Source organism: Myxococcales bacterium (assembly GCA_016712525.1).
In the GTDB taxonomy this organism is placed as follows: Bacteria; Myxococcota_A; Polyangia; order Polyangiales; family Polyangiaceae; genus JAAFHV01.
Window position 1 is genome coordinate 1038394 of record JADJQX010000008.1, and the last position, 24072, is coordinate 1062465.

Sequence of the window (24072 nt, forward strand, 5' to 3'; positions counted from 1 at the left end):
GCCGGCGTAGTGGGGAGCATGCAGGTCCTCGCGACCCCCTTCGCACCCGGGTTCGCTCGCCTCGAGGCGGGGACGACGCGCATTTTCTCGTCGTTCGTCGCGTTCGCGGCTAGCCTCCGGTCCGTGAACGGCGATGGTCCCGACTCGAAGGCGAGCCTCGCGATGGCGCGCTACGGCCGGGGCGACGACAGCGCCTTCGCCGACGTCTACGACGAGCTCTCCCCTCGCCTCTTCCGCTACCTCGTGCGCCTCACCCGCGACGATGCGCGTGCCGAGGACGTGCTCCAGCAGACGTTCCTCCAAATGCACGACGCGCGTGGCCGCTTTCAACAAGGGGCGGACGTCGTCCCGTGGGCGTACGCCATCGCCCGCAGGCTCTTCATCGACGGCACCCGGCGACGGAAGCGCGATCACCTCCACGACGCGTACGAGGAGGAGCACTCCGCGCAGCTCAACACCCACCCGTCCGGCGAAGCCGTCACGCAGGCGCGCGAGCTCTCCGACGCTCTCCGCGCGCGCCTCGAGACGCTCCCCGAGCTCCAACGCGAAGCGTTCCGTCTCGTGCGTGAAGAGGGCCTCAGCATCGCCGACGCGGCCCAGATTCTGGGGGTATCCGAGGCCGCCGTGAAGCTCCGCGCCCACCGCGCGTACGAGAGCCTCCGCGACGTGCTCGCCGAGCTCGAAGGAGGGCAGTCATGAGCGCCGAACGCCCGAGCGACGCCGTGAGGGCCCGCATCCTCGCGGCCGCCAAGGCCACACCGTCGAAGACCCACGCCGAGGTCGCTCGGACCCGAGTCGTGCTCTCGCTCGCGGCGGCCGTACCACCGGTCGTCATGCTCGCGGTCTTCGGTGCCGGAGCGAAGGGGCGCCCGCTATCGCTCGCCGTCACGGTGGCCTTCCTCTGGTCTTTGCTCGCAGTGACGAGCACGGTGCTCACGCTCGTCTCGTCGTCGCCGCTCGGGCCACGAACGCCTCGCCTCGCCGCGCTCGCCGTGGGCGGTCCGATCGCGGCGTTCGTGCTCGGGACGCTCGGCGTCGTCCTCTGGCCCGACACGTGGACGGCCGCCACGAGCCCCCACAAAGACGTGGTGTGCATCGGCCTCGGGCTCGTGATGGGCGCGGCCCCGCTCTCCGTCCTGCTCACGCACTTCCGCGGGCAGGATCCCGTGACCCCGCGGGTGCGGGGGGCGTCGTTCGGGGTGGTCGCGGGAGCCTGGGCGGGCGCCGGAATGATGCTCGTTTGCCCGAACAACACGGCGACCCACGTGCTCGTCGGCCACGCGCTTCCGGTGCTGCTGTTCGCTTTCATCGGAGCGCTCGTGGGGCAATCGGTCCTCGCCCTCCGCCGGCGCGACCCGCGCTGAAACCACCGACGGCGTATCTTTCGAGCCGTGCGAACGATGGTTCGACACATCGCTCATGACCTACGAGGACGACCCGGGGCGAGGCACCGTGTGGCCTCGCCCCTTCGTCTGCCCCTCACGGGCCGGCGTCCATCCACATGGCACGGCGGGACGGGGGCCCCTCGTCCTCCTTCATGGTGTCGTGCTCGGCGTCCCAGCCGGCGCGCGTCGAGGGCAAGGAGTCGGCGGGTTTCTCCGAGTCACCGAGGAGCGAGGCGCGCTCCCCGGCTTTCCACGCGGCGCGCTCGGCGTCCGACGAGGCCTCTCCTTCGCGCTCACGCATCGTCGGTCGGGCGCCACCGTCCCACGCGGCCTCGCGTTCCCCCTCGGCGAAGGGGGCGAGCCGCGCCGCTTTGACGGTGCTCGGCGGAGCGCCGTCCCACCCACGCGCGCTCTCGGCGGCCGAGAGCGGCGCGAGCACGCCGTCCTTCATCGTCGGGCGCGGCCCGGCATCCCAAGCGGCCTCGTGCTCCCACGCCGGGGCAACGAGCCGACCCGGCTGCATCTTGGGGGCACCCGCCTCCCAACCGGCGCGCTCCTCGAGGGGTGCACCGGGAGAGGGCGCGACGAGGGCGCTCTCGACGGCCTCCTCGTCGGAGCTCGGATCTCCCGAGGGAGCCGCGCAGGCGACCGCAGCCGGAACGAAGAGGGCAGAGACGATGAACGAAAGTACGAAACGACGCATGGCAAACCTCCTTGAAAAAGCGGGGTGAAGCGCGAACCGTTCGCGTTCCCCATGCCCTCTCGTCGGCAGGTCCCCGGCGCGTGTTGCGAACAATCGACGCGACCTTCGTTTTTTTCTCCCCTTCGCTTCGGACGCGACGAGCACGCGCGCGCGTCGCGCCTCGCCAGAAACGCCGCCGTTCGACGCGACCCAAGAACGACGAAGGCCCCGTGGCGGATGCCACGAGGCCCGTGTCGCGCTCTCGGGAGCGCCCGCGCGAACGTGTAGACTACATCGATTTCGCGCCCGTCGCCGCGCCGGAGGGAGAGGCGGGCAGCGTGCGTCCGCCCTGGGTCACGGCGTCGACGCCGGCGCCGCCGATACCGAAGCGCGTGGTGGTCTGCGACTGGATGGGCGCGAGGCCCTGGTAGGCGATGGCGATCGACGGGCCTCCCGCACCGCTCCCCGAGATACCGGCGTTACCGCCCGCGCCGCCCGGATACGACTTCGTGTCGTCCGCCGTGAAGACGTTGTCGTTGCCCCCTTTGCTGCCTGCGGTCGCGTTGCTGCCGATGGCGCCACGCCCACCCGCGCCGCCGTTGGCCGACTCGACGACGACGGTGTCGAAGCGCACCGGGCTGCGCACGAGGGCCGCGCCGATGCTCGCTCCGCCGCCCTTTCCGGCCGTGCCCGCGAGCCCCGGACACCCTCCAGCTCCGCCGCCAGGACCCGTGGTGCCGTAGTGACGCCCGACTCCGCTGTACGAGATTTGCGGCGGCGGCTGACCGTTGCCACCGTTTCCTCCCGTGCCGACGTCACCGTCGGTCCCGGGGGTTCCGTCGCCCGGCACGTAGCCCTCGTCCCCGAGCTGTCCACCCGTGCTCGAGGCGCCGTTCACGCCGTTCGCCCCTGCCGGCGTGACCGCTCCGCGCGAGACGAACGAGCCCCCCGGAATGGCGACCCACTCAGCGCCCGAGGTGGAGCGGTTGAAGACCCCGCTGGGGCCTCCGCTGCCTCCGTTCGCGAGCTTGAAGAGGGTCATGTCGGGGCGCAGGCACTGCGTGATCCCGCCGCGGCCTCCGTCGCGTGGGACCGGGAGCACCCCCGAAGGCAACGCCCCGTAGGGCACGCCGGCCTCGGCGGAAAACGCCGAAAACGCGACAAGTTGCGCACCTTCGACGCCATCGTCGCCTTTCATCCCACTCCCTGCGCGGATCGAGCCGTTCGCGAAGGTGAGGGCGTTCGAGTCGACCGCGAGGAGGCCGATCGACGACCCGGAGGGTGTGGCCGCGTCGGGGGCGACCACGTTGAAGTGGTCGAGACGCGTCGCCCTCGTGATCCCCGAGGCGCGGATGGCCGGGCTCGTGGGGCTCTCGATCGCGCTGCGTTTGTCGGTGAGCTTCCACGTGGGGCCCGAGCAGTCGAGACCGCCGACGAGCGAGATCCCGTTGGCGAGCTCGATGGCCTCGAGGTACGTGCCTTCGCACACGAACACGCGGCCCTTGGCGTCGGCTTCGGCCTTCGCGATCGCCTCGGCGATGCTCTGGAGCGGCGCTTGGCGGGTACCGGGGGCACCGGCCGCTCCGTTCAGCGCGACGAAGATCCCTTGTTGCTCGGTGATCTCGTCGGCCTTCGGCGGGGGCGCGGGTGGCTCGGCAGGTTTTCCTCCGTCGCTCGGCGGCGGCGGTGGGGCGGCGTCGGCCGAAGGCGCCGAGGAGCCAGACGACGAGGGAGCGGGCGGCGCGCCCGGGGTGGGCCGAGTGCCACCGTCGACGCCGATCACCGGGACCTCCTCGGCCGCGGAGCCGCAAGCCACGAGAGGAGCCGAGACCGAACCGATGGCGATGGCCGCAAAAACGAAACGACGCATGAGTACCTCCGAAAGAACACGATCCGGCGGCTCCCCCCGAACCCTTCGAGAGGTCGCCGTCCGTGCTCGTGGGTCGGCGGGAGCCACGAGGGTGTTGCGCACGATCGACCGGGCTCGTCGTTTTTTTATCGACTCACGAAACACCTATTTTCATCCTTGTTCGTTCACTTCCGACGCCCGACGCAGAGAGGCCCGCGGAGCACGTGGGCTCCGCGGGCCTCTCTCGGAACGAAGCGCCTCAGTACGCGCGCACGGCCTCCGCCACACCGGCAGGCGACGCCGGGATCGTGCGAGCTCCCTGCGAGACCGCGGCCACGCCGGGCCCTGCGACACCGGGCTTCGACGTCGACTGAGCGACGATCGGCGCGAGCCCCTCGTGGGCGATCGCGATCGACGGACCACCCGCACCGTGACCGGAGATACCGGCAGCGCCGCCGAGGCCACCGGCGCTCGTTCGCTCCGGGCTCATGACCCACGGGAGAGCGTCGTCGGCGCCCGAGCTGCCGCCGGTCGGGTTGCTGCCGAACGTGCCCCGCCCACCGGCGCCACCCGCGCCCGCCGTGAGCGCCATGCCGTCGAAGCGCACCGGGCTCCGCACGAGGGCAGCCGCGATGCTCGCGCCACCGCCTTTTCCTGCCGTGCCCGCGAGCCCGGGGCACCCTCCCGCGCCACCGCCACCGCCCGCGCGACCGTACGCGTGCCGGTTCGCGGCGACACCGATCGTGGGCGCCTGTCCCTTCGCGCCGCGCCCGCCGATGCCGACCTCGCCGTTCGTGCCGGCGGTCCCGTCACCGGGGACGTAGCCGTCTTCGCCGAGCGTGCCTCCGGTGCTCGAAGCGCCGGCCTTTCCTTCCTTGCCCGAGCCAGGCGGCGCGCCGGGATCACCGGGGTTCGCGGGGTACGTGAACGGAGCGACGCCGACCACGGCAACGTTCCACGACCCGAAGAACTCCGAGTAGACACCCGAAGAGCCGCCGGTGGCGCCCGCCGTGCGCATCGAGGGGAGCCCATCGGGCGTCTTGCACACGGCCGTCGCGCCGGCGCCGCCCGCGATGGGCGCCCCTGGCCGCTCCATCAGCACGACGTTGCCCCCACCGGCCACCGCCGCGGTCTCGACGGAGAGCACGAGCGGCTCACCCTCGACGCCGTCGTCGCCCTTCATGCCGTCCCCCGCGGTGATCGAGCCCTTCGCGAACGTGAGCGCGTTCGAGTCGACCGCGAAGAGACCGATCGACGAGCCCGACGGCGCGGTCGCGTTCGGGGCCTTCACGTCGAGCCCGTCGACGCGCGTCGCCGTCGTGATGCCGACCGCCCGGATCGCGGGGCTCGAGGGCGCGTCGAGCGTGCTGCGCTTGTCGGTGAGCTTCCACGTGGGGCCCGAGCAGTCGAGGCCTCCGACGATCGACACGCCAGCCTCGAGCTCGAGGCTCTCGAGGTAGGTGCCTTCGCAGACGTAGACGCGGCCCTTCTTGTCGGCCTTCGCCTTCGCGATGCCCTCGGCGATGCTCGCGAGCGGCGATTTGCGGGTGCCCGGGTTCTCGGCCGTCCCATCCTTCGCGACGAACACGCCGTACTGCTCGGTGACCTCTTCGGCCTTCGCCGGAGGCGCGGGCGGCTCGGCGGGGCGACCGTCCCCACGCCCGCCGTCGGCTCCGGGAGCTTGCCCAGGAAGCTCCGAGCTCGCCGCCGGCCCCCCGTCCGCGCCAAGAGCCGGGAGGGGCTCCGCCGCCGAGCCACACGCCACCGAACCGAACGAACCGAGGACCAACGCAACGAGAGCCAACCGACGCATGACACACCTCCGAACGACCTTGAGGACCGAAGGCGCTCCCGCGAACCGCTCGCGAGCTTGCCTTCGTGCCCCCTCCGTCGGCGCCCTCGCGCGATTCGTTGCGTCCTTTTTTTCGAGCCCCTGCCGATTCTTGTAAGTGTTCGATTCTCAATCCGATTTGGCCCCGACAAAGTGCGCGAGGCCCGCGGGGCTCGTCGCCACCGCAGGCCTCTCGTGCGTTCGGATCGGTCGGCTCAGTAGGCCTTGACCGCCGCGCTCTCCCCTGCCGCCGAAGCCGGCAGCGTGCGGCTGCCCCTCGTGACCGCGGCGACGCCCTCGCCCGCCGCGCCGGGCTGCGTGGTGGTCTGCGTGAGGATGGGCGCGATGCCCTCGTGGGCGATCGCGATCGAAGGACCGCCGGCGCCGTGACCGGACACACCGGCTTCGCCGCCTTTCGTTCCGGGGCGCGATTTGTAGGTGGCGTCGTTGTCGAACAGCGACGCGTCGTTGCCGCCCGTCGAGCCCGCGGTGGGCTCGCTCCCGACGGTGCCGCGACCTCCTGCGCCGCCCTGACCGGACACGAGCGTCATCCCGTCGAAGCGCACGGGGCTCCTCACGAGAGCGACCGCGAAGCTCGCGCCGCCGCCCTTACCCGCCGTGCCCGCGAGCCCTGGGCAACCCCCGGCACCGCCGCCCGCGCCCGACTCCCCGAACCAACGGCCCGTGCCGAACACGCCCCGGTCCACGGCCTTGCCGGACGCGCCTTTGCCACCGAGCCCGATGTCTCCGTTCGTGCCCGCGGTGCCGTCTCCGGGAGCGAAGCCTTCTTCGGTGAGCGTGCCACCCGAGCTCGACACGCCGCTCTTGCCCGCGGCGCCCGTGCCCGTGGGGTTACCGGGGCCGCCGGGCCGATTGAGCTCGTTCCACGGCTCGTTCACCACGCTGCGCGAGTACATGCCGCTGTCGCCTCCGCGGCCGCCGTACGACCGCATGACCTCGGTGCCGTCAGGACGCCGGCACACGCCCTCGGACTCGAGCCCACCGGCGCGAGGGGCGAGGATGCCCGACGCCGACGCGGGCGCCTGCCCTATCTCGCCGTTTCGGGCGGAGAAGGAGAGCTGCTCCGCTTCGACGCCGTCGTCGCCCTTCATGCCGTCCCCCGCGGTGATCGAGCCCTTCGCGAACGTGAGGGCGTTCGAGTCGATCGCGAAGAGGCCGATCGACGAGCCCGACGGCGAGGTCGCGTTCGGAGCCTTCACCTCGAAGCCATCGACGCGCGTCGCGATCGTGATGCCGACGGCGCGGATCGCGGGGCTCGAGGGGGCCTCGAGCGTGCTGCGCTTGTCCGTGAGCTTCCACGTGGGGCCCGAGCAATCGAGGCCGCCCACGATCGACACGCCGCTCTCGAGCTCGAGGCCTTCGAGGTAGGTGCCCTCGCAGACGTAGACGCGGCCCTTCTTGTCGGCCTTGGCCTTGGCGATGCCCTCGGTGATGCTCGCGAGCGGCGATTTGCGCGTGCCCGGGTTCTCGGCGGCGCCGTCCTTCGCGACGAACACGCCGTACTGCTCGGTGACCTCTTCGGCCTTCGCCGGAGGTGCAGGAGGCTCGGCCGGGCGACCTTCCGCGCGACCACCGTCGGCTCCGGGCGCTTGCCCTGGAAGCGGCGACGGCTCGCTCGCGGCGGGCCCTCCGTCGCCCCCCACCATCGGCAACGTCTCCGCCGCCGAGCCACACGCCACCGAACCGAAGGAACCGAGCACCAACACCACGAGAGCCAACCGACGCATGACACACCTCCGAACGACCTTGTGACCCGAAGCCGCTCCGCGAACCGTTCGCGTGCTTGCGCTTCGTGCCCCCTCCGTCGGCGCCCTCCCGCGATTCGTTGCGTTCTTTTCTCGGGGGCGCCCACATTTTTGCAAAGACTTGAATTCACAAATATTTTTGCCCATGCCATGCGGGGCGGCGGGGCTCGGTTGGCCGACGGGCCTCACGCACGAAGCGGTTCGGGAACGGTCATCGCTCGGGTAGGGTGCGCCCATGCTCCCCCGTGCGGCCTTCGTCACTCCCCTCGCCGCCCTCGCGCTCGTCGGCCCCGGCATGTCGTCGTGCAAGCCGAACCGCGTGCCCCCGCCGCCCGAGGCCGCGGCCCCGCCCTTGCCGAACGTCACGACGTCCGCACCGGCGCCTTCGGCGAACGTCGCGCTCGACGGCGCCGCGACGCCAGCGCCTCTCACGAGCGTCTCGAAGGTGACCCTGCCCGCGCGCACGCTGCGGACCGCGCTCGACTGCAAGAAGCCCGGCAAGAAGGTAAGCGACCACATCTACGGCATCGCCTGGGATCTCGGCGATCCCGCGCCTCAGAGCTTTCGCATGGGCGCGACTACGCGGCGCTGGGGAGGCAACGCGAGCTCTCGGTACAACCCGGAGATCGGCGCGTGGAACAGCGCGCACGACTGGTACTGGGAGAACCACGGCATCACCACGCACCAGGTCTTCTTCAAGCAGAACCGCGAGAACCGGCTCACGTCCGCGTTCACGGTGCCCATGCTCGGGTGGGTCGCGAAGGACAAGACCTCGTACTCGTACCCCGTCGCCAAGCACGGGCCGCAGAAGAAGGTCGACCCGCAGAAGCCCGACGCGGGTAACGGGGAGACCCCGGACGGCAAGCCCATCCCCTCGCCTCCTCCCGAAACGACGTCGATCGCGGCGCCGCCCGAGCTCGTCGCGAAGTGGGTGAGCGAGCTCCGCGCCTCGAGGGAGGCCGGCCAGAACGACGTGGGCATCTACATCCTCGACAACGAGCCCGCGCTCTGGAGCTCGACGCACAGGGACGTGCACCCTCAGCCGCTCGGGTACGACGAGCTCATGGATCGCACCTTCCGCTACGGCGACGCCGTGCGCGCGGCCGATCCGAAGCCCAAAATCGCGGGGCCGGCCGAGTGGGGGTGGCCCGGGTACTCGTTCTCCGCGAAGGACGCGGCCGCGGGCTTCCAGAACAAACCCGACAGGCTCGCGCACGGCGACGTGCCGCTCTCGGCGTACTACCTGCGCACCATCCGCGAGCACGAGAAGAAGACGAAGAAGAAGCTCCTCGATCTCTTCGACCTGCACGTCTACCCGCAGGGCGAGGGCGTCTTCAGCGACAAGAGCGATCCTGCGACCCAGGCCCTGCGCCTCCGCCAGACGCGCGGCCTCTGGGATCCTTCGTACAAAGACGAGTCGTGGATCCGCGACACGGTGATGCTGCTCCCACGCATGCAGAAGTGGGTCGACGAGAACGCCCCGGGCGTGGGGCTCATGATCGGCGAGTGGAACTACGGGGGCGAGCTCGATCAGAGCGGCGCCCTCGCGGCAGCCGAGGTGCTCGGGAAGATGGCCGAGCACGGGGTCGAGGTGGCGTACTACTGGCGCGTGCCAAAGGACCTCTCGTCGGTGTACTGGGCGTTCCGCGCGTTCCGCGGCTTCGACGAGAAGGGAGGCCGCTTCCAAGACGAGCTCGCCGCGGTCACGTCCGACGAGATGGGCCGCGTGTACGTCTCACGCGACGCCTCGGGCACACGTATGGTCACGATTTTGCTAAACTTTTCGACCGACACCCCCTTCGGCGCCGAGGTCCGTGTCGACGGGTGCGGGGCCAAGTCGGCGACCGTGCTCGACTACCGCGACGCCGCGAGGACGGGGCTCCGCGCGAGGGAGGGTGGCGGTGCCGAAATCTCGGGCCAGCACGTTCGTGTGGTGGTCCCGCCGTACACGCTCACCGTGCTCGACGTGGCGCTCGCGCCGTAAGCGAGCCCGGGGGAGAGCGACGAGGCCGCGGACACGAACGGAGACCCGCCGAGGAAGGTTCCGGGGCGCGCCGCGTAGATAGGTCGCATGAAGCTCATCGCCCTCGCGCTCGCGGCCTCGGCTCTGTCGGTCGCATGCACCGTCGAGACGTTGGTCCCGGGGAGCTCGGATCCGGCGCCGAGCACGACGAGCCCCGACGCCCCCTCGGCCAGCGCGGAGAGCGACGCGGGCCCCGACGCCCCGGCCCCTTCGGCGAGCGGCACCACCCCCGACGGCGGGCCCGCCCCGCGGGATCCGAGCGCGACGAGCGAGCTTCGATTCTCGGGCGAATGCGCGCCCGATCTGCGCGATCTGGTCGTCGCGACGAACATGGGCGCCTACGACTCGATCGGCGTGTCGAACGCCACCGCGCCGGCAGACGGCTCCGTGCAAATCGCGCTCGTCTCCGGCAAACGCGAGCTCTCCTTGTCGACGAAGGACCGCACCGCGGACCGCGACGTGCTGAACGTGATGGCCGGGGGCGTCGTCTACACGAACCTCTGCAATGCGAGCGCGGGCGTGTGCTCCTACGACGCGGCGACGACCTCGTGGAAGAACGACCCGGTCACCGGCAAGGTCAGCGTGCGCGCCTACGACCCGCGCTCGGGCACGCTCGACGTCACCTTCGACGGCGTCGTGCTCTCGTCGACGCGAGGCTCGGGCCTCTGCCGCGTCTCGGGGAAGCTGCGCGCCTATCGCCTCGGGCGATAACCTACGGGCAGGTAGCTACCCACGTGTCCCCACATGGGCGGGGCACGGTGGGCGCGGTCATGACACGCCCGAGCTGGGCCGGCTCGGCCGCGAACCCGATGGCGAGCGAGAGGGCGTCGCACGGGCTCTCCTTCCCGTCGAGCGTCGGGTCCGTGGGGAGATCACGCGCGCGGCACACGCCGTCGCGTACGGACTTGTAGATGGGGTTCTCGCCGCATAGGGGCCCCGTCTTCGACGAGCTTGCGGCCTCGAGGCCGGTGAGGAAACGCGACGCCGAGAAGCGGCCCGAGAGCACGCCGCTCTCGAGGGCGTAGAGCTCGCCCTTCTTCACGATCTTCGCCGTGAAGTACCCGAGCGAGATGGGAAACGTGACGTCGCCCACGCGGATGGGCGCCTTGACCTCCGCGACCACCGTGCCACCCGAGACGTACGCGCGGGTGTCGACCGCGACCGGCAGATACGGCGTGCCACCGAGGAGGGAGCGCGAGTCGATGGTCCACAGGTCCGTGCCGTCGCGCTTCAGGGTGCCGGTGCCGCCGTCGGCCCGGACCTCGGCGCCGAAGGTCTCGAAGACGGCGACCTCGACGAGATCGTCGTCGGGGAGGTCGTTGTAGTTCTTGATGCGCACGACGAGCCCCTCGTCGCCGCGCCCGACGCGCGTCGCCGTCCCGCCCTGCTCGATGACCGACTCGACCACGAGCCAGAACTCGCCGAACGCGTTGTCGACCCCGCGAGGCAGGTCGCATACGCCCGCCTGGGTGCTCGGGACGCAGGCGCGCGTGCCGGGGCAGGTGCAGAGGCCATCGAGATCGTAGGCATCGGCGAACGGGCGGGACGGATCTTTGGAGTCGGCGAGGGTGAAGGTCGAGAGGGCGACGACGAAGCTGCTCGTCCCGGTGACCGAGCCTTGAGGAGGCCGGGCCGGGGGCCTGCTTGGAGAGCAGGCCTCGCCGTCGGGCCCGGCGTCCGGGGGGGGTGGGGGCGGGCCTGCCTCGACGGTGCCCGTGGGAGGTGGGCCGACGTCGATCGCCGCGTCGCCCCCGCCGGTGTAACCGTCAAGAGAGTTTATCAAACTGCAGGCGGCCGCCGGCAGGAGCGCGAGCCCGAGGAGCACGAACGGCCGCTTCCGCATTTTCCTGAGCGTACCTCGCGTGCGCCCCACAATCGACGCCGATCGTTGCTAAAACCGCAGGCATGCCCCGCGCGCATCTCTTGGTGGTCGACGACGAGCCGGCGATCCTCACCACCCTCCAGAAGGCCCTCACCCTCGAGGGCTACGGCGTCGACGTGGCCGGTGGAGTGAAAATCGCCGAAGAAAAGCTGAAGAAGCGCTCGTACGACCTCTGCCTCTTCGACGTCATGCTCCCCGACGGAGACGGCATCGATCTGCTCCAGCGTGTGCGCGCGGCCGGCATGGACGCCCCCGTCATCATGATGAGCGGGCACGGCACGATCGACACGGCGGTGCGAGCCACACGTCACGGCGCGCTCTCGTTCCTCGAGAAGCCGCTCAACACCGATGCTCTGCTCATCGCCATCGAGACGGGCCTGCGCCTCGAGAGGGCCGAAAAAGAGGCGAGTGAGCTCCGCGCGGCGACGTTCGGCGAGCTCGTCGGCGAGAGCGCGGCCATCAAGCGCCTCCTCGAGCAGGTGGGGCGCGCGGCGAAGAGCGCGGCGAGCGTGCTCGTCACGGGCGAGCGCGGCACGGGGAAAGAGCTCGTGGCGCGCGCCATCCACGCCATGTCGCCCCGCGCGAAGGGCCCTCTCGAGAAGATGAACTGCGCGGCGCTCCCGAGCGAGCTCATCGAGAGCGAGCTCTTCGGCCACGAGGTGGGCGCGTTCACCGGGGCCACCAAACAACGGCGCGGCAAGTTCGAGCGCGCCTCGGGGGGAACCCTCTTCCTCGACGAGGTCGGCGACATGCCGCTCGCCATGCAGGCGAAGCTCCTCCGGGTGCTCCAAGAGCGCGAGATCGAGCGCGTCGGGGGCAGCGAGGTCATCAAGGTCGACGCACGTGTGGTCGCCGCGACGAACCGAGATCTCCTCGCCGCGTGCGAAAAAGACCTCTTTCGGCCCGACCTCTACGATCGCCTCAACGTCGTGCCGCTCGCCATCCCGCCGCTCCGCGCGCGGCGCGAGGACATCCCGGTCCTCACACGCCACTTCCTCGCGCTCGCTGCCAAGGCCAACGACCGGCGCGGCATGCAGATCGATCCGGCGGCCATCGACGCGCTCGCCGCCCACTCGTTCCCGGGCAACGTTCGAGAGCTCCGTAACCTCGTGGAACGGCTCGTGATTTTGACGCCGGACGACGTCATCAAGGAGACGGACGTCCGCACGTGCCTGCACGGCGGCGCGCAAGCCAAGACCCAGAGCCTCTACCGCCCGGGGGTCCCGTTTCGTGTCCTCGTCGAAGAGGCCGAGCGCGTCATCTTGACCGACGCGATGGCGCACCACGGCGGGCAGATGGCCGCGACCGCGCGGGCGCTCGATCTCGAGCGGAGCCACCTCTACAAAAAAGCGCGGGCCCTCGGCTTGCGGAAGTCCGAAGGCGACGAGGACGAGTAGGAGCGGCGGCCGCGGGGGAGCGCCCGCACGGATCGCACGTGCCCCACCCCGTGGGGGGCGAGAGACGCGCTTTTGCCGTGCGAAGGGCTCGCGCTATGGTAGACGCCGAAGGTCCGGTCACGCGCGGCTGAAGGGCCGCGCGCACGTGTCGCCACGAGCTTCTCCCCCGAGCCTGATGTTCCTCCAAAGATGACGACGAGCCCCGAGCCCATCAAGTTCTTCGCCGCGACCGACGTCGGGCGGGTGCGCGAGCACAACGAAGACAATTTCCTCGTCGACAAGAAGCTCCAGTTCTTCATCGTTTGCGACGGCATGGGCGGGCACGCCGCGGGCGAGGTGGCGAGCGCCATCGCCGTGCGCGCGGTGCACGAAGAGGTGAAGAAGGAGCGCGAGATGCTCCAAGACTTCGCCCGAGGCGCGCGTGGCTCCTCCCGCGTGACGAAGAAAGACGTGCTCGCCTTGCTCGAGCACTCGGTGCAACGCGCGTGCTCGAAGGTGCACGAGGCCGCCCAGAGCGACGACGGCAAGCGCGGCATGGGCACGACGCTCTCGGCGCTGCTCCTCCTCGGGCACACCGCGTTCATCGCGCACGTCGGGGACAGCCGCATCTACATGGAGCGCTCCGGCGGCGTCTCGCAGATCACCGAAGATCACACGGTGATGAACGAGCTCATTCGCCGCGGCAAGCTCACCGAAGAGCAGATCGCCAAGGTGAAGCAGAAGAACGCGATCACACGCGCCGTCGGTGTGTACGAGCGCGTCGACGTGGACACCCTGACGTTCGAGGTCCTCCCGGGAGACTCGTTCCTGCTCGCGTCGGACGGGCTCACGGGCTACCTCGAGACCGCCGACGAGCTCGCCGACTACCTCGTCGCGGAGGACGGGCAAGCCGCCGTGCGCGGCCTCGTGTCGCTCGCGAACGGCCGCGGCGGCAAAGACAACATCACCTGCATCCTCGTGCACGTGCAGGGCGAGATCGACGACGCGAAAGAGCGCGCCGCCCGCGTGGCTCAGAAGCGCGAGGTCCTCGCCAAGATGCCCATCTTCGCGCGTCTCGCCGAGAGCGAGCTGATGCGCGTCATGCAGGTCGTCGAGGTGCGCGCCTTCGCCAACGGCCAGACCGTGATCACCGAGGGTGAGAAGGGCGACGAGCTCTTCATCGTGCTCACGGGCGCCGTGAACGTCCTCCGCGGCAACGAGGAGCTCGCGCGGTTCGGACCGGGGGAGCACTTCGGCGAGATGGCCCTCATTCGCTCGGTGCCGCGCTCGGCCACCGTGACGAGCGCCGGGTCGAGCGAGCTCATGGTCATCAAGCGCGCGGATTTCTTCGAGATTTTGCGCAACGAGCACCAGACCGCCGTGAAGATCCTGTGGCAGTTCTTGGGCGTGCTCGCCGACCGCCTCGATCAGACGACGAGCGAGCTCCGCGACGCCCGCATGAAAGAGATCGAACAGGACATCGAGGTGGACGATGCGACCGTGGAGATCTTCCCGACCTTCTCGTCGCACGCCGCGCGGCGCTGAGCTCGCCCCCCTCGTGGTCGCGGCCTTCGTCGTGGCCGCGGGCGCGTGCGACGACACGAAGCGCACGGCGCCCCTCCCGAACGACGCGAACGCTCCCACCGCCGCGCCGCAGCCTTCGCAGCCTCCCATCGACGCGACCCCGTCGTTCGCGACGTTCGTAGACGCGTCCTCTCCCAAGCCGTCCCCGCCTTCGAGGAGCGATCTCCCCTGCCGCGTGATCGAGGGCGCGGGCCCGCTCGCACACGACGGTGACGCGGGCGCGCGGCTCCCTCCCGGGGCCACGATCGCGAAGGGTCAGGCCGTGGTGCTCGGAGAGGGCGGCGTCGCCACGGTGAAAGACCCGGAGAGCGGGCGTGAGCTGCGGTTCGAGGGCCCGTCGAGGTTCGTCCCGTGCGCGAGGACGGACGAGGCGTGGCTCCTCGCGGGCACCCTGGTCGTGCGCCCCGGCTCGGCCGACGTGCCCCTCGGCGAGCTGCTCGTCGTGGTGCGCGAGGGCGCCCTGCGCGTCCCGAGCGGCGCGGCGGTGCGTGTCTGGTCGAGCCCCGAGAAGACCGTCGTCGTGACACGGAGCCGCAGGCCCGAGGTGTGGGCGGCACGACGCGCGACGCTCGTGTGGGCGAGCCCCGACGGAGGCGTCGATGGCGGCTCGGAGACCTTGGGCACGCTCACGCTCGCCAAGGCCGACGCCACGGTGGAGGCCGCGGCGACCGAGTGCGCCGAGAAGAGCAAGGCCCAGAAGGCGCTGGCCGCGGCCATGCTCGAACGAGACGCGAGCCTCTCGGAGCTCTCTCCCAAATCGATCGAGGCATCACGCGAAGAACGCTCGGCCTGCGCCGTGGCCGACGCACGCGCCCTCGCGGGCCACGCTAAGCTACCTACAAGCCGCTGAATTCGCCCACGAATTTGGCGATCGCGGCGTCGTCGAGGCCCTTGTAGCGGCGGATCTCCGGGGGCATGTTCGCGAGCGCCTCGGCGAGCGTGCGCACCCGCTCGGCGCCGAGCGCGGCGATCGGGTACACGAAGGTGCGGATCACGAAGAGGGACGCCGAGACCTCGGGGAAGGGCCACGTGAGCTGCCGCTCGACGCGAAAGTGCGTGATGGTGGTCTTCGGCGCGCGGAGCCCCGAGTCGGGGTGGTGATCGAGCGCGTCGTCGGCGCACACGGTCCACACGAAGCGCACGTACGGACCGCGCTTGATCATCGCGTCCATCATGCTGCGCGCAGCCGCGGCGCGGACCTCGGCGTCGTCGCCTGCACGCCCGGGGAAGCCCGGCACGGGCCCGTGGATCTCGCGGAAGCTCGTGCCCGCCACGTGCTCGGGGCGCCACCCGCTCGGGAAGCTCACGTGCACGAGCACGGCTCGGCCGGTGCCATCGGGACCTGCGTGCATGACGACGAGATCCTCTTGGAGCGCGCGCCCGAGGGCGTCGAACGGCGACGTCGCGCCCGTGTCCGTGTCGGCCGCGGCGAGCCTCTCGGGGGCCTCGACGGCGAGCCGCGCGCGGACGAACGCCGTCACCTCGTCGGCCGCGCGGCGCTCGTCGGGCGTCTCGATGCGATCGAACGAGCGACGATCCGCGAATCCTTTGCGCTTCTCGGCGACGGCGCGGGCGAGGTCGTCGTCGACGAGGAAGACGCGGGCGTCGGCGTCGCCATGTCCGAAGTCGTGGGGGAACCGGATGAGCCCCGCCTTCATGGTGAGCGGCGCGGGATCGACGGGGAAAAAGAGCAGCTTCTCGGGCACGGCTCGCGTGTCTTACCAGAGAGTGACGTGGGTCGCAGGCACTGTGCGATCCCGAACGCGTCACGACGCGCGAGGTCAACGCGTCGCAGCGTGGGCTTTTTTCCGGTCTCTCACACGCGACGGCGGAGAAGTGGTGCTAAGTAAGCCCGGCTCGCGGGCGAGGGCACTCTGCACCCCCGCGAGAAGAACCCACGACCTAGCCCCCCGAGACTTCCAACGATGGCAAACCCCGAAGCTCCGAAAGAGTCCGTCGCGCCCGCTCGCGTCCACAAGGAGTACGACTTCTTCAAGGTCGTGCAGGAGTACCTCGACCGCGCGGCCAAGGTGATCAAGCTCGAGCCCTTCGTTCAGACGATCCTGAGCCAGCCGAAGAACGAGCTCATCATCAACTTCCCCGTGAAGATGGACAACGGCGAGGTCAGGCTCTTCAAGGGCTACCGCGTCCAGCACAACAACCTCCTCGGGCCGTTCAAGGGCGGTATGCGCTACCACCCGAGCGTCACGCTCGACGACGTGAAGGCGCTCGCGGCGATGATGACGTGGAAGTGCGCGCTCATGCGCATCCCGTACGGCGGCGGCAAGGGCGGCATCAAGTTCGACCCGGCGTCCGTGTCGAAGGCGGAGCTCCAGCGCATCACGCGCCGCTTCACGCACGCGCTCGGCGAGAACATCGGGCCCGACTACGACATCCCCGCGCCGGACATGGGCACGAACAGCCAGACCATGGCGTGGATGATGGACACCTACGCCAACATGATGGGGCACTCGAACAAGCAGAGCGTGAAGGGCGTCGTCACGGGCAAGCCCGTCGCGTCCGGCGGCACGCTCGGCCGCGGCAAGGCCACCGGCCAGGGCATGGTGTTCTGCATCGTCGAGTGGGCGAAGGCGAACGGCTTCAACCTCGAAGGCAGCACGATGACCGTGCAGGGCTTCGGTAACGTCGGCTCGCACTGCGCCGTGATCCTCTCGCGCCTCGGCGTGTCGACGGTCGCCGTGGGCGATCACTCGGGCTACCTCGCGAACCCCGAGGGCTTCAACGCGCACAAGCTCCAGGAGTACGTCGCGAAGAACGGCAGCATCAAGGGTTACCCGGGCGGAAAGCCGATCACCCGCGAGGAGTTCTTCGCGACCAAGGCCGACATCTTCGCCCCGAGCGCGCTCGAGAACCAGATCGGCGAGGCCGAGGCCAAGGCGCTCGACGTGAAGCTCGTGGTCGAGGGCGCGAACGGCCCGACGACCCCCGCCGGCGAGAAGATCCTCCTCGATCGCGGCATCACGATCCTCCCCGACGTGCTCGCGAACTCGGGCGGCGTGACCGTGTCGTACTACGAGTGGGTGCAGAACAAGCGCTCCGAGAGCTGGACCGAAGAAGAGGTCGACGAGAAGCTCGAGAAGGCCATGGTCCGCGCGTACCGCGAGGTCGCCGACTTCGCCCGCACGAACAAGGTCGATCTCCGCGTCGCCGCGTACGCCCTCGCGCTCCAGCGCATCGAGGCCGTGTACAAGGAGCGCGAGATCTTCCCCTGAGACCGGGGAGGTCCTCGTTCCTTCGCGGAAGGCGCCTGGGAGACCGGGCGCCTTTCGCCATTTTGTCCCACCCGCGCCGCGCGACTGGCAACGAAGCCCGTCCCACCGCCAAGGTGGCAAACGTCCCGACGAAGGAAATGAACGCGTCGCACCAGGCCTTTCGAGCCGCACAAGGAGCTCGAAATGACCAAGTCTCGTTATGTTGCGATGGCCTTCGTCGCTGTCCTCGCGATCCTCCCGAACTCTTCGCGCGCCGCGGAGCCCGAGAAGGTCGCGACCGTCCTCGGTCGCAGGGGCACCGTCGTCCTCGACCGGATCGTCGGACTCTCGATCATGACCCCGCTCGGAGCTCCACGGCTCGGTGCGCTCGGCGTCTACCAAGCGGGCTTTTTCACCTTCTCCAACGGGTCGAGCTCCTTCGGCGGGAACGAATCGAAGGGAGGCGCGATAGGCCTCACTCCGTCGTTCGACGTCTTCATCGGCAAGAACCTTACGCTCGGCGCCGAGGCGCAGCTCACCCACCAGTTCTCGACCCAGCGATCGCCCGGGCCCTACGCGACCACCGAATCCTCGTGGACCTCGACCGGTTTCGCGGCGATGCCACGGGTCGGCCTCTACTTGCCAGTCTCGGACGCCGTCGCCCTGTGGATCCGACTCGGTCTAGGTGCAGGATACACCTACACGAACGAGTCCCAAGGGCAGCTCGCGTGGAGCCGCAAGGCCCTCACGCTCGCTGTCGCCCTCGACGTCGCGATGGTCATTCCCCTGACCCGAGCTCTCTCCCTCCAGGTCGGCCCCAAGCTCGCCGCGAGCACCACGGCGGAGCTCGACCCCGGGCTCACGAAGGAAGAAAGCTCGGGCGTGGCCCTCGGCGTGGGAGGATCCCTCTCCTACGCCTTCTAGCCCTCCCGGACGGCGCTTCGTGTACCCTCCTCTGCCGCGATGCCCTACGTCTCGACGCGACTCGGTCGGTGGTTCTACGAAGAGCACGGCGACTCCTCCCAGAAGCTCGCCATCGTCTGCCTGCATGGCCTCCTCTTCGACGGGGGCCAGTGGAAAGAACAGGTGGGCCCGCTCTCCGCGATCGGACGGACGATCGTTTTCGACGGCCCGGGGCACGGCAAGAGCGAGGTCCCTCCGCTCTTCACGCTGAACGACCACGCCGACGCGCTCGCCGACGCGCTCGCGGAGCTCGGGGTGGAGCGCGCGGCGCTCGTGGGCCTCTCGTGGGGCGGCATGCTCGCCATGCGCTTCGCCCTCCGCCACAGGAGCATGCTCCTCGGCATGGCCTTGCTCGACACGAGCGCCGAGCGTGAAAAACCGGCCCTCCGCGTCCGCTTCCGCGCGTTCGCCCTGTTCCACGAGCACGTCGGGATCCCCTACGCGCTCTACGCCCGCGACATCGCCCCGCGTATGTTCGGCAAGGCGACCCGACGAAACAAGCCCGACCTCGTCGAGCGCACGGGGCGCGCGCTCCTCGGGTTCCCTCGGCTCGGGGTGGCACGGGCGGCGCTCGCGGTGGTCATCAACCGCGACTCGGTGCTCGAGGAGCTCTCTCGCGTGCAGGTCGAGAGCCTCGTCGTCTGCGGCGACGAAGACCGCGCGACGCCGCTCTCCAAGAGCCGGAACCTCGCGAGGGTGCTCGGGGCTCGGCTCGTCGTCATCGCGAGCTCGGGCCACATGACCGCCCTCGAGCGCCCGGCCGACGTGAACGCGGAGCTCGTGCCCTTCCTTTCGGGCCTCCTCTCCTCGCGCGCTTGACGAACCAGGGGCCACCCTGCGAAATGGGGCCCTTCCCCCTACCCGAGAGGCGTCGCCTCCGGACGCGAGGCTCCCGTGAACATCAAGAAGCTCGTCCAAGTGTCTCTGCCCCTCTCGGCGATCGCCCTCGTGGCCCTGCTCCCGGCCTGCGGCGGCTCGGTCGATTTCGACACCTGCTCGTCGGTCAAGGTCGGCGACACCCGGAGCGACGTCGACTCCAAGCTCGGAAGCGCCGAGAGCGTCACGCCCGGCGGGAACGGCTCGTTCGTGGTGGCCCGCTACGAGACCGAGAAGGACGGCGTGCTCTCGTGCTGCATCGTGAAGCTCACGGGCGAGGCCGACGAGGCCGTCGCCATCGCGCAGCCCGAGTACCAGCCCGTCTGCAGGTGACGCGGCCCGCGCGGCTCGGCTCCGCCGGGCACGCGTCTCCCGAGCCTCGGCCCGAACCGGCCGGGGCTCCGCTCATTTCGGCGCGCCACAAAATTCGAAAAGGCCCGATTTCTCGAGCCTTTTCAACAGCTTAGAGCAAGGGTTCAGGCGCGCTTTTCGCGCCGGCGGGAGCCCGCGAGGACCGCGATGCCCACGATGGCGAGGAGCGCCCCCGAGCCACCTGCGCCCGTGCCACGCGTGCTGCAGCCCGAGGCTTGGTTCTGCCGACCGAGCTCCAGGTCCGGTCCTGCTCCGCTCGCCAGGCTCGACGTGCGCTCGTCGCGCTGAGGCGGCGGAGCCGAGTTCGTGACCGGAGTGTCGCCGCCCTCGAGATCGGGGTCCTCGGCCGACGGCGCGGCAGGATCCTCGCCGGGCGTCGGGGGCTCCACCGGCGGCTCGACCGGAGGCTCGGTGCCCGCGTCGGCGGGAGGGGGCCCGGCGTCGTTGCCACCGCCGCCATTGCACGTGCCGATGGCGCTCGTGGTGCTCGAGCAGGTCTCACCCGCGGGGCAGCGGTTGCCACCCGTGCCGCGGCAGCCGTCCGTGCACACCTTCGACGCCCCGCAGACTCGACCCGACGTCGCCGTGCCGCAGTCCGTGTCGGAGTTGCAGCCGCACGTCTTGTTGGGCATGCAAGCCGAGCCCGCCCCGTCGACGTCGCAGTTGGCGGTCTTGCCCGTCGTGCACTCGACACACTTCTTGAGCGTCGTGTCGCACACGTCGCCGCCCGTGCAGTGCGAGTCTTGGAGGCAGCCGACGCAGGTGTTGGTCGCCGTGTCGCAGATGGGGAAGTCCGGGTTCTGGCAGTTGCACGACCCGCCATCACGCACCGGGCCCGCGTCCTTCGTCGGCGCCTGAGCGTCCTTCGTCGGGGTCTGCGCGTCCGTCGTCGTGGTGGGGCCGGCGTCGCCCGTGGCGCTGCCCGTCGTCGCGATGAGGTGCGCGTCGGTGAAGCGCTTCAGCACCTTGAAATACAGGCTCGTCCCGCCGACGCCCGTCTTGCCGCCGCCGGACTCGCCGACCCACGGCGTGTAGGTGTAGAGCGTCGCCGTGGCAGCGTTCTGCGGCATGATGTCGAGCTGGTCGAGCGTCTTCTTCGAGGTGCCGCGCTTCCAGCCCGAGATGGTGGTGCCCCCGGCCGTCTGGCGATCGAGCGAGCGACGCATCGAGCCGGCGGCGCACGCGGCCTGGTTGGCGAGCCCGTAGTACTTCGGCCCGCACGACGCGCTGTCGGGGCAGCCGCAGCCGAAGGCGATGTCGGTGACGCTCTTCGAGGCCGTGGTCTTCGAGATGAGGCCCTGCTCCGTCTGGATTCGCGCGAGGAGCGCGAGGGGGCTGATTTTGTAGGTCGCGGCGGCGTCGAAGAGGATCTCGGCGGCCGTCTTGCCGTTCTCTTTGTAGGCCGCGAGCGCGCTCTTCCCGCCGTAGGGGGTCTTGTCGAGGAAGCGCTGGATCTGCGCCTCGGTCATGGTGCTCGCCTGGAGCTCCTCGTCGCTCACGACGTTGTTCTTGTCGAACTGCGCCTCGAGCGCCGCGTCTTGTGAAGCTGCGCCCTCGTCCTCGGACATCGCGCTGCACGCGACGCCGCCGAGCACGAGCGAGAGACCGAGGATGCGAGAGGCCGTGAGCGAACGGGGGAAAGCCATGAGGGACCTCGAAGCGGCAGGAGCTGCCGGACACGAACAAGGTTAGCGAGAACCATGCCGCCCACGAACCTGGGCAATCTCCGGTGATCCTGGATCTTTCCGGAGATCTCCGCCCGCGAAAAGGATCACACGTGATCCAGCAGGAGGGTTCACCACATCGGCCTACCCGCGGCCTCGGTCACGCGTCAGCGGGCCCAGACGGTGTAGAGGTACACGCAGGTGGCGGTGATCATGAGCGCGTCGACGCGGTCGAGGATGCCGCCGTGCCCGGGCACGATCGCGCCCGAATCCTTCACGCCGGTCGAGCGCTTCAGCACGGACTCTCCGAGGTCGCCGGCTTGGCCGAGCGCGGTGGCCACGAGCGCCAGCGGGATCCCGTGGGCGAGCGGCATCGACTTCAGGAAGACCGCGCGAGTGAAGAGCATGCCACACAGGCCACCGGCGAGCCCCCCGAGCGCGCCCTCGACGGTCTTCTTGGGGGACACGGCCTCGTATAGCTTGTGTTTCCCGAGGAAACGGCCCGCGAAGTAGCCGCCGGTGTCGCTCATCCAGGAGAAGAAGAAGACGAGCATGACGTAGGCTGGGCCGTCGTCGCCGAGATCCCGCTTCAGCACGCCAACGAGCGCGAGCGAGCTCCCGACGAAGAGCGGGCCCATGCCCATGGCCGTCGCGCGGAGGGCCGCGGTCTTGATGTCGCCCAGTCGAATCAGCGTGGAGAGCGGCCCGAAGAGGGGCACGACGAGCAGCGTCGTCACGAGGATTCGTGGGTCCTTGACGCCGAAATACGTGCCGAGCGACGCGAGCACCGTCGCCACGACGCCCATGACCTGCGAGGGGCGATCGCCCGGGTGGGTCATCGAGAAGAGCTCGAACGCGCCCACGATCGACGCCGGCAGCACGAGGCAATAGAGGCCCCACGGCGGCCCCTTGAAGATGAGCAGGAGAATGAGCGGGACACCCACGAGCGCCGTGGCGACGCGCACGGCGAGGTTGCGATTTTGGCTCTGCGTCTCGCTCTTCTGCGGGTCCGACATCCGAGGGAGCGGCCTTAGCACGGATCGCCTGGGGCGCCTCTCTCTTCGCGTGTCTCATCCGCGACCCCTCGGCCGCGCCTTTCGACCGCTCGCGCCGAGAGGGCGAGCCCGTGGTCCGACCTGCGCGGACACTGGGGCATGCCCCTCCCCGAACGCCGTCCCTACGCCCGACTCTTCTCTCGACTTCGACCCTCCCAGGTCGCCCTCGCCTTCGTGCTCGCCGCCATCGTGGTGCTCGTCGCGCTCGACGACACCGGCCACCTCGGGTGGGTGGTGAGGCCGCTCACCCGCGTCCCCTATGGCGACAAATGCGGGCACTTCCTGATCTTCGGGACGGCCGCGTTCTTCGCGGCTCGCGCGTTCCCGGCGCCGCGGGCCATGGGGACCGTGCCGCTCGTGGTGCTCGGGCTGCTCGGGCTCGCCGGCCTCGAGGAGCTCTCGCAGGCCTTCGTGCCCACGCGCCACTGCGACATATGGGACTTCGCCGCCGACGCCGCGGGGATGGCCGTGTTCTCGACGTTGGCGGCCGTGGTCCCGCGGCGCCTTACCGAACGGTAAGGTTCCTCTGACCCTTCGGTAGGTCCTTCAGCCCGCGAGGCGGACGTCGTTCCCGACGAAAGTGGGGGCTGCCGCCTTGCCCACGAGGCCGAACCGGCGCTCGCGCTGCTGGTAGCTCTCGATGGCCGCGTAGAGGTGCTCGGCGCCGTAGTCGGGCCAGAGCGCATCCTCGAAATAGAGCTCGGCGTACGCGAGGCCGTAGAGCAAGAAATTCGAGATACGGCGCTCGCCGCCCGTGCGGATCACGAGGTCGGGATCGCCCACGCGCAGGCTCGGCATGAGGCCGTGGAGCGCCTCGGCCGTCACCTCTTCGGGGCGGCACTGCCCCTTGGCGACGCGCGTGGCCAGCTCTTGGGCGGCCTGGGCGATCTCCTCGCGGCCTCCGTAGCTGAGGGCGAGCGTGAGGGTCATGTCGGTCTTGCCAGCGCTCTCGTTGCGGAGCGGGTCGAGCACGGCGCGGACGATGCCCGGGAGGCGGCCGAGGTTGCCGATCGCGTTCAGGCGAATGCCGTTGTCGAGGATCTCGTCCCGCTCGGAGAGCAAGAACTCGCGGAGGAGCAGCATGAGGGCGTCGACCTCTTCGCCCGGGCGAGCCCAGTTTTGCTCGCTGAAGGCGTAGAGCGTCAGGGCCGAGAGGCCGAGGCGGCGGGCCGTGCGGACCACACGACGGACCGCGGCCGAGCCCTCGCGGTGGCCTTCGACACGGTCTTTGCCGCGCATCTGCGCCCAGCGACCGTTGCCGTCCATGATGATGCCGACGTGGGAGGGGAGGTTGCGCGCTTCGACGATGGGGTTCACGGTAAGGGGCCTTTCGCTACCACGGTCGAAGCTTCGCCGCAATGTGTCGACGGCCCGCCATGGTCTACCCAACCTGACGTGGGGGCGCCGCCGTGGCTCGCCGGCCGCATCGGGGTTTCGACCGCTCGCGCCGACGCGCCCGGGCCGCCCGAGGGCGCTCGACCTGTGGTAGCTCGGAGCCATGAAGGTGACCCTCCGTGTGCGGCTCTCGGCCCACGACGCCCACTACGCCGGC

At 70.1% G+C, this 24072-nt stretch carries 21 protein-coding genes; 12 read left to right on the plus strand and 9 right to left on the minus strand.

All coding sequences use genetic code 11. The annotated features are described in order from the left end of the window. Positions 1-18 precede the first annotated feature (18 nt). Both IPK71_34015 and IPK71_34020 read left to right on the plus strand, forming a co-directional pair. Positions 19-699, plus strand: coding sequence for an RNA polymerase sigma factor (locus IPK71_34015; protein MBK8218772.1), 681 nt, complete (start codon positions 19-21; stop codon positions 697-699). Continuing rightward, positions 696-1364, plus strand: a complete 669-nt coding sequence (locus tag IPK71_34020) for a DUF1109 family protein (GenBank protein ID MBK8218773.1) — start codon at positions 696-698, stop codon at positions 1362-1364. The genes IPK71_34015 and IPK71_34020 overlap by 4 nt, the downstream gene beginning before the upstream one ends. Before the next feature lie 115 nt (positions 1365-1479). Here the strand turns inward: IPK71_34020 and IPK71_34025 are convergent, their stop codons facing one another. From IPK71_34025 to IPK71_34040, 4 genes are all read right to left on the minus strand, one after another. After that, complete coding sequence (locus IPK71_34025; protein ID MBK8218774.1) at positions 1480-2088, minus strand: hypothetical protein; 609 nt, start codon at positions 2086-2088, stop codon at positions 1480-1482. Between the two features lie 268 nt (positions 2089-2356). After that, the gene (locus IPK71_34030) at positions 2357-3937 is read right to left on the minus strand and encodes a hypothetical protein (protein MBK8218775.1); all 1581 of its coding nucleotides are present in this window, start codon (positions 3935-3937) and stop codon (positions 2357-2359) included. Between the two features lie 238 nt (positions 3938-4175). Beyond that, the gene (locus tag IPK71_34035; GenBank protein ID MBK8218776.1) at positions 4176-5729 is read right to left on the minus strand and encodes a hypothetical protein; all 1554 of its coding nucleotides are present in this window, start codon (positions 5727-5729) and stop codon (positions 4176-4178) included. A gap of 233 nt (positions 5730-5962) precedes the next feature. After that, entirely contained in the window at positions 5963-7495 is a 1533-nt protein-coding gene (locus IPK71_34040) for a hypothetical protein (GenBank protein ID MBK8218777.1), read from the minus strand. A gap of 253 nt (positions 7496-7748) precedes the next feature. Here IPK71_34040 and IPK71_34045 point away from each other — a divergent pair, with 253 nt between their 5' ends. Continuing rightward, entirely contained in the window at positions 7749-9497 is a 1749-nt protein-coding gene (locus IPK71_34045) for a glycoside hydrolase family 44 protein (protein MBK8218778.1), read from the plus strand. 87 nt (positions 9498-9584) lie between these two features. Continuing rightward, a complete protein-coding gene (locus IPK71_34050; protein ID MBK8218779.1) occupies positions 9585-10247 on the plus strand; it encodes a hypothetical protein in 663 nt (220 codons plus the stop codon). A 1-nt stretch (position 10248) separates the two neighbouring features. Here IPK71_34050 and IPK71_34055 read toward each other — a convergent pair whose 3' ends face one another. Continuing rightward, the gene (locus IPK71_34055) at positions 10249-11379 is read right to left on the minus strand and encodes a hypothetical protein (GenBank protein MBK8218780.1); all 1131 of its coding nucleotides are present in this window, start codon (positions 11377-11379) and stop codon (positions 10249-10251) included. Positions 11380-11441: 62 nt separating this feature from the next. On the opposite strand from IPK71_34055, the gene IPK71_34060 reads away from it, so the two are divergent. The 3 genes from IPK71_34060 to IPK71_34070 all read left to right on the plus strand — a co-directional run bounded on the left by IPK71_34060 (position 11442) and on the right by IPK71_34070 (position 15228). Continuing rightward, positions 11442-12815 (plus strand): sigma-54-dependent Fis family transcriptional regulator, encoded by a 1374-nt coding sequence (locus IPK71_34060; GenBank protein MBK8218781.1) that lies wholly within the window; start codon positions 11442-11444, stop codon positions 12813-12815. Positions 12816-13004: 189 nt separating this feature from the next. Next, entirely contained in the window at positions 13005-14339 is a 1335-nt protein-coding gene (locus tag IPK71_34065; protein MBK8218782.1) for a Stp1/IreP family PP2C-type Ser/Thr phosphatase, read from the plus strand. A 13-nt stretch (positions 14340-14352) separates the two neighbouring features. Further along, on the plus strand, positions 14353-15228 hold the full coding sequence (locus tag IPK71_34070) for a hypothetical protein (GenBank protein MBK8218783.1): 876 nt from the start codon (positions 14353-14355) through the stop codon (positions 15226-15228). Here the strand turns inward: IPK71_34070 and IPK71_34075 are convergent. Next, a complete protein-coding gene (locus IPK71_34075; protein ID MBK8218784.1) occupies positions 15215-16084 on the minus strand; it encodes a DUF3445 domain-containing protein in 870 nt (289 codons plus the stop codon). The two genes, IPK71_34070 and IPK71_34075, sit on opposite strands and share 14 nt — an antisense overlap. Before the next feature lie 219 nt (positions 16085-16303). On the opposite strand from IPK71_34075, the gene IPK71_34080 reads away from it, so the two are divergent. The 4 genes from IPK71_34080 (at position 16304) to IPK71_34095 (ending at position 19762) form a co-directional block, all read left to right on the plus strand. Then, positions 16304-17611 (plus strand): Glu/Leu/Phe/Val dehydrogenase, encoded by a 1308-nt coding sequence (locus IPK71_34080; protein MBK8218785.1) that lies wholly within the window; start codon positions 16304-16306, stop codon positions 17609-17611. 183 nt (positions 17612-17794) lie between these two features. Continuing rightward, on the plus strand, positions 17795-18514 hold the full coding sequence (locus tag IPK71_34085; protein ID MBK8218786.1) for a hypothetical protein: 720 nt from the start codon (positions 17795-17797) through the stop codon (positions 18512-18514). A 39-nt stretch (positions 18515-18553) separates the two neighbouring features. Beyond that, positions 18554-19372, plus strand: coding sequence for an alpha/beta fold hydrolase (locus tag IPK71_34090; GenBank protein MBK8218787.1), 819 nt, complete (start codon positions 18554-18556; stop codon positions 19370-19372). A 75-nt stretch (positions 19373-19447) separates the two neighbouring features. Continuing rightward, positions 19448-19762, plus strand: coding sequence for a hypothetical protein (locus tag IPK71_34095; GenBank protein ID MBK8218788.1), 315 nt, complete (start codon positions 19448-19450; stop codon positions 19760-19762). Between the two features lie 143 nt (positions 19763-19905). Here the strand turns inward: IPK71_34095 and IPK71_34100 are convergent, their stop codons facing one another. Further along, positions 19906-21447 (minus strand): hypothetical protein, encoded by a 1542-nt coding sequence (locus tag IPK71_34100; protein ID MBK8218789.1) that lies wholly within the window; start codon positions 21445-21447, stop codon positions 19906-19908. Between the two features lie 185 nt (positions 21448-21632). Beyond that, a complete protein-coding gene (locus IPK71_34105) occupies positions 21633-22430 on the minus strand; it encodes a phosphatidate cytidylyltransferase (GenBank protein ID MBK8218790.1) in 798 nt (265 codons plus the stop codon). A 189-nt stretch (positions 22431-22619) separates the two neighbouring features. Here IPK71_34105 and vanZ point away from each other — a divergent pair, with 189 nt between their 5' ends. After that, positions 22620-23039 carry a VanZ family protein gene (vanZ, locus tag IPK71_34110; protein MBK8218791.1) on the plus strand — a complete coding sequence of 140 codons (420 nt, stop codon included), beginning with the start codon at positions 22620-22622 and terminating at the stop codon, positions 23037-23039. Positions 23040-23066: 27 nt separating this feature from the next. Here vanZ and uppS read toward each other — a convergent pair whose 3' ends face one another. Next, positions 23067-24020, minus strand: coding sequence for a di-trans,poly-cis-decaprenylcistransferase (uppS, locus tag IPK71_34115; GenBank protein MBK8218792.1), 954 nt, complete (start codon positions 24018-24020; stop codon positions 23067-23069). Positions 24021-24072 lie beyond the last annotated feature (52 nt).

Coding starts and splice junctions, on each gene's coding strand:
- IPK71_34040 (MBK8218777.1), bottom strand. CDS start 7,495: ATGCGTCGGTTGGCTCTCGTGGTGTTGGTGCTCGGTTCCTTCGGTTCG.
- IPK71_34030 (MBK8218775.1), bottom strand. CDS start 3,937: ATGCGTCGTTTCGTTTTTGCGGCCATCGCCATCGGTTCGGTCTCGGCT.
- IPK71_34100 (MBK8218789.1), bottom strand. CDS start 21,447: ATGGCTTTCCCCCGTTCGCTCACGGCCTCTCGCATCCTCGGTCTCTCG.
- IPK71_34015 (MBK8218772.1), top strand. CDS start 19: ATGCAGGTCCTCGCGACCCCCTTCGCACCCGGGTTCGCTCGCCTCGAG.
- IPK71_34045 (MBK8218778.1), top strand. CDS start 7,749: ATGCTCCCCCGTGCGGCCTTCGTCACTCCCCTCGCCGCCCTCGCGCTC.
- IPK71_34080 (MBK8218785.1), top strand. CDS start 16,304: ATGGCAAACCCCGAAGCTCCGAAAGAGTCCGTCGCGCCCGCTCGCGTC.
- IPK71_34090 (MBK8218787.1), top strand. CDS start 18,554: ATGCCCTACGTCTCGACGCGACTCGGTCGGTGGTTCTACGAAGAGCAC.
- IPK71_34025 (MBK8218774.1), bottom strand. CDS start 2,088: ATGCGTCGTTTCGTACTTTCGTTCATCGTCTCTGCCCTCTTCGTTCCG.
- uppS (MBK8218792.1), bottom strand. CDS start 24,020: ATGGCTCCGAGCTACCACAGGTCGAGCGCCCTCGGGCGGCCCGGGCGC.
- IPK71_34020 (MBK8218773.1), top strand. CDS start 696: ATGAGCGCCGAACGCCCGAGCGACGCCGTGAGGGCCCGCATCCTCGCG.
- vanZ (MBK8218791.1), top strand. CDS start 22,620: ATGCCCCTCCCCGAACGCCGTCCCTACGCCCGACTCTTCTCTCGACTT.
- IPK71_34085 (MBK8218786.1), top strand. CDS start 17,795: ATGACCAAGTCTCGTTATGTTGCGATGGCCTTCGTCGCTGTCCTCGCG.
- IPK71_34035 (MBK8218776.1), bottom strand. CDS start 5,729: ATGCGTCGGTTGGCTCTCGTTGCGTTGGTCCTCGGTTCGTTCGGTTCG.
- IPK71_34055 (MBK8218780.1), bottom strand. CDS start 11,379: ATGCGGAAGCGGCCGTTCGTGCTCCTCGGGCTCGCGCTCCTGCCGGCG.
- IPK71_34060 (MBK8218781.1), top strand. CDS start 11,442: ATGCCCCGCGCGCATCTCTTGGTGGTCGACGACGAGCCGGCGATCCTC.
- IPK71_34065 (MBK8218782.1), top strand. CDS start 13,005: ATGACGACGAGCCCCGAGCCCATCAAGTTCTTCGCCGCGACCGACGTC.
- IPK71_34050 (MBK8218779.1), top strand. CDS start 9,585: ATGAAGCTCATCGCCCTCGCGCTCGCGGCCTCGGCTCTGTCGGTCGCA.